Origin of the sequence: Dokdonella sp. (assembly GCF_049593775.1) — a bacterium.
In the GTDB taxonomy this organism is placed as follows: domain Bacteria; phylum Pseudomonadota; class Gammaproteobacteria; order Xanthomonadales; family Rhodanobacteraceae; genus Dokdonella.
On record NZ_JBAWHJ010000226.1, the window covers coordinates 1 to 3,057 of the forward strand.

The 3,057-nt window shown below is 61.3% G+C and carries 5 protein-coding genes; 2 read left to right on the forward strand and 3 right to left on the reverse strand.

Annotated features, from left to right (window positions below):
- Positions 1-39 precede the first annotated feature (39 nt).
- Positions 40-303, forward strand: a complete 264-nt coding sequence (gene rpsT, locus WBP53_RS08095; RefSeq protein WP_423927726.1) for a 30S ribosomal protein S20 — start codon at positions 40-42, stop codon at positions 301-303.
- Between the two features lie 99 nt (positions 304-402).
- Here the strand turns inward: rpsT and cgtA are convergent, their stop codons facing one another.
- The 3 genes from cgtA to rplU form a co-directional block, all read right to left on the reverse strand.
- On the reverse strand, positions 403-1,455 hold the full coding sequence (cgtA, locus tag WBP53_RS08100) for an Obg family GTPase CgtA (protein WP_423927728.1): 1,053 nt from the start codon (positions 1,453-1,455) through the stop codon (positions 403-405).
- Between the two features lie 218 nt (positions 1,456-1,673).
- On the reverse strand, positions 1,674-1,940 hold the full coding sequence (gene rpmA / locus WBP53_RS08105; RefSeq protein WP_423927730.1) for a 50S ribosomal protein L27: 267 nt from the start codon (positions 1,938-1,940) through the stop codon (positions 1,674-1,676).
- A gap of 3 nt (positions 1,941-1,943) precedes the next feature.
- On the reverse strand, positions 1,944-2,285 hold the full coding sequence (gene rplU / locus WBP53_RS08110; protein ID WP_423927732.1) for a 50S ribosomal protein L21: 342 nt from the start codon (positions 2,283-2,285) through the stop codon (positions 1,944-1,946).
- 225 nt (positions 2,286-2,510) lie between these two features.
- On the opposite strand from rplU, the gene WBP53_RS08115 reads away from it, so the two are divergent.
- Positions 2,511-3,057: CBS domain-containing protein (locus tag WBP53_RS08115; protein ID WP_423927734.1), on the forward strand; the 547-nt coding region annotated here is incomplete at its 3' end.

Sequence of the window (3,057 nt, forward strand, 5' to 3'; positions counted from 1 at the left end):
CCCGCCCCTTTTTCCGCCCCCCGCTATTGGAGTTTTACCTTGGCAAATATCAAGTCCGCGAAGAAGCGTGCGCGCCAGTCTGAAAAGGCTCGCCAGCGCAACGTCAGCGCCCGTTCCATGGTCCGTACCGCGCTCAAGAAAGTCACGAAGGCCATCGACGCGAGCGACAAGGCCGGCGCCGAAGCCGCCTTGAAGAGTGCCACACCGCTTGTCGATCGTTACGCCGCCCGCGGCCTGATCCACAAGAACAAGGCTGCTCGCCACAAGAGCCGCCTGAATGCGAGCATCCGCGCACTGGCCTGAGCCATTCGCAGTCGTTCGACGCAAAAAGCCGGCGAATGCCGGCTTTTTTGTTGCTGACGCTCGCACGATGCGACAAACGGCGTGCATCGCCCGCATGGTTCAGCCCTGGCCCGCCGCGATGGCTGCTTCCGCGGCGTCGCGGCGCTGTTCGTCGAAGTAACGCTGGATGTCGAGGCAGATGGGCCAGGTATTTTCGCGGGCAATGGCCGAGACCAGATACCAGGGCTGCTTCCACTTGAGCTTCTTGACGATCGCCTTGGCGACCTTTTCGCGATCTTCCACCGGCACAAGGTCGAGCTTGTTGAACACCAGCCAGCGCTCGCGATCAAGCAATTCCGGGTCGAAACCGGCGAGTTCGCGCTCGATGGTCCGTACCTGATCAACCGGATCGATATCGTCGTCGAGGGGAGCAATGTCGACCATGTGCAGGAGCAGGCGCGTGCGTGCGACGTGCTTGAGGAACTGGACCCCCAGGCCGGCGCCATCCGCGGCACCCTCGATCAATCCCGGAATGTCGGCGATCACGAAACTCTTGTCGGTCTCGATGCGCACGACCCCCAGATGCGGCTGCAGGGTCGTGAACGGGTAGTCGGCGACCTTCGGTGTCGCCGCTGAAACGGCGCGGATGAAGGTCGATTTACCGGCGTTCGGGAAACCGAGCATGCCGACATCGGCCAGCACCTTGAGCTCCATGCGCAGCTCGCGCACCTCTCCCTGGGAGCCTTCGGTGGCCTTGCGCGGTGCACGATTGGTCGAGCTCTTGAAGTGGATATTGCCCTGACCGCCACGGCCACCCTGGGCAACCAGCAGGCGCTGGCCGTGCTCGGTCAGATCGCCAATCTGCTCGTCGGTATCGACATTGGAAACCATGGTGCCAACCGGCACCCGGATAGTCGTGTCGCTGCCATTCTTGCCAGCCATCTGCCGGCCCATGCCGTTTTCACCACGGCCTGCCTTGAACATGCGCTGGTGGCGGAAGTCGACCAGGGTATTGAGCCCCTCGTCAGCCACAAGCCAGACACAGCCGCCGTCTGCACCATCGCCGCCATCGGGGCCGCCGAAAGGAATGAATTTCTCGCGCCGAAAGCTGACGCAGCCGTTGCCGCCGTTGCCGGCCTGGACGCGAATGGTAGCTTCGTCAACGAATTGCATGGTTTAGAGCCGTAATGGGGAATGGAAAATCGGGAGTGGAGGAAAGCGTACAGCAACGCGGCAGACATGTAGGCAACGGCTTCAGCCTTGATGTGCCTGCAGCCTGGCGCTTGATATGAAAAAGGTATCGCGGCCGAAGCCGCTCCCTGCGAAGAGCGTGTTGCAAATGAAAAGCCCCGCGCAGGGCGGGGCTCTGTCACGAATCGGGCGAAACGATGTCAGTTGGCCAAGGCCGGTACCACGCTGACGTGCTTGCGCTTGTTGATTCCCTTGGTCTTGAACTCGACCACGCCATCGACGATCGCGAAGATCGTGTGGTCACGGCCAAGACCCACGCCGGTGCCCGGGCGATACTTGGTGCCGCGCTGGCGGATGATGATGTTGCCAGCGTTGCAAGCCTGGCCACCTGACATCTTCACGCCCAGGTATTTCGGATTCGAGTCGCGACCATTGCGGGTTGAGCCGCCTGCTTTCTTATGTGCCATGACTTACTCCTTGGTCGCTTTCTTCTTGTCGGATGCACCCGTGATGCCGGTGATCTCGATCTCGGTGTAGTGCTGCCGGTGGCCCTGCTGCTTCATGTGGTGCTTGCGGCGGCGGAATTTGATGATGCGGATCTTCTCGCCACGTCCGTGCGACCTGATCTTCGCGCCGACCGTGGCACCCGCGACCAGCGGGGCTCCGATACTGACGCCTTCGCCGGAACCGACCATCAGCACCTGGTCGAAATCGACCGTGCTGTCGACGTCGCCGACAAGTTTTTCGACACGCAGGGTCTCGCCCTGGGTCACCCGGTACTGTTTACCGGAAATGAGTACGACTGCGTACATGCTTGATTTGCCTATGTAGTTATTCTGGGAACGACCCGCAGTTCAGGCACAAGGAAAGACCCTGAGGCTGGAATTGGGGCGCGCGATGTTAGCGGCTTGCGCCGGCCAGGTCAAACCGCGGCAAGATGTCGGCTCCTCGCCGTTCAGGTTCCGGGGCTATTCGACCTGCAATGCGCATTTGCTACACTGCGCCGCTACGCCCGACCGGGCATGCGCAAGCGGAAAATGAGCGAGGACCCCCCCAGTAGCAACTCCCACCGTTCGTGGTTTGGACGCCTTACCCACGCATTATCCGGAGAAGTCAGCAGCCGCGAAGAACTGATCGAAGAGCTGCGCTCCGCACAGGCCAACGGTCTGCTGTCCAACGATACCCTCTCGATGATCGAGGGCGCGATCCGGGTAACCGACCTGACGGTCGGCGACATCATGGTTCCGCGCTCGGAAATGGTGTCGATTGCCGCCGATTCTTCTCTGAAGAACGTGCTCGACGTCGTCATCGAATCGGGGCATTCGCGGTTTCCTGTACATGGCACGGATCGCGACGAAATCGTCGGCATCCTGCTGGCCAAGGACCTGTTGCGCTGCTTCGCCGAGAATGGCGGAGACGACATCCGGCCCCTTCTGCGGCCCGTGGCCCTGATCCCGGAGGCCAAGCGGCTGAATATCCTGCTCAAGGAATTCCGCCTCTCCCACCATCACATGGCGATCGTCGTCGATGAATACGGCGGCGTTGGCGGACTGGTCACGATCGAGGATGTGCTCGAGCAGATTG

Excerpts from the sequence above, each read along its gene's own strand:
- cgtA (WP_423927728.1), bottom strand. The coding sequence starts at position 1,455 with ATGCAATTCGTTGACGAAGCTACCATTCGCGTCCAGGCCGGCAACGGC.
- rpmA (WP_423927730.1), bottom strand. The coding sequence starts at position 1,940 with ATGGCACATAAGAAAGCAGGCGGCTCAACCCGCAATGGTCGCGACTCG.
- rplU (WP_423927732.1), bottom strand. The coding sequence starts at position 2,285 with ATGTACGCAGTCGTACTCATTTCCGGTAAACAGTACCGGGTGACCCAG.